The 837-nt window shown below is 59.4% G+C and carries 1 protein-coding gene; it reads left to right on the forward strand.

What is annotated here, in order from left to right:
• Positions 1-828 (forward strand): IS66 family transposase (tnpC, locus tag ACT3XD_RS19670; protein ID WP_444280706.1); only part of this gene is annotated, 828 nt, incomplete at its 5' end.
• Positions 829-837: the final 9 nt, after the last annotated feature.

Here is an 837-nt window from a genome sequence, read left to right on the forward strand (position 1 = left end):
CTGCTAAACGCCCCGCTGATCCACATGGATGAGACCACCCTGCAGGTTAATCAGGAAGAAGGCCGCAAGGCCAGCGCCACCTCGTACATGTGGGTGCAGCGCGGTGGTCCGCCGGGTCAACAGGTCGTGTTGTTCGACTATGACCCCAGTCGTGCCGGGCGTGTGCCCCTACGCTTGTTGGGCGATTACAGTGGCTGCCTGGTCACCGATGGTTATGAAGGCTATGCCGAGGTCGTGCGGCGTAATGACATCACCCATGCTGGATGTTGGGCGCATGCTCGCCGCAAGTTCATCGAGGCTCAGAAAGCGCAGCCGAAAAATAAAACCGGCAAGGCCGGATGGGCGCTGAACCAGATCAGCAAGCTCTATGGCGTTGAAAAACAGGCCAGAGCGCTGGCACCTGCAGCACGCCAGGCGTTACGCGATCAAAAGAGCCGCCCACTGATCACTCAACTGCGCACCTGGCTCGACAAGTCCCAGGCGCAGGTGCTACCCAAAAGCACGCTAGGGAAAGCCCTGCACTATCTGGATGGCCAGTGGCCACGCCTGACCCGCTTCCTTGACGACGGGTGCATCCCGCTGGATAACAATCCGGCCGAAAACGCCATCCGTCCCTTCGTGGTTGGCCGTAAGAACTGGCTGTTCAGCCACACGCCAAGCGGAGCGCAAGCAAGCGCGGCAATCTACAGCCTGATCGAAACGGCCAAAGCCAACGGCCTGTCGCCTTACGGCTACCTGCAGCACGTCTTCGAAACGCTGCCGACGCTGAACGAAGACGATCTCAGTGCACTGTTGCCCTGGCACTGGAAAGAAACCTTACCTACCTGAGAAATGCTT

Source organism: Halomonas sp. AOP7-B1-5 (genome assembly GCF_052353045.1).
Taxonomy (GTDB): domain Bacteria; phylum Pseudomonadota; class Gammaproteobacteria; order Pseudomonadales; family Halomonadaceae; genus Vreelandella; species Vreelandella colorata.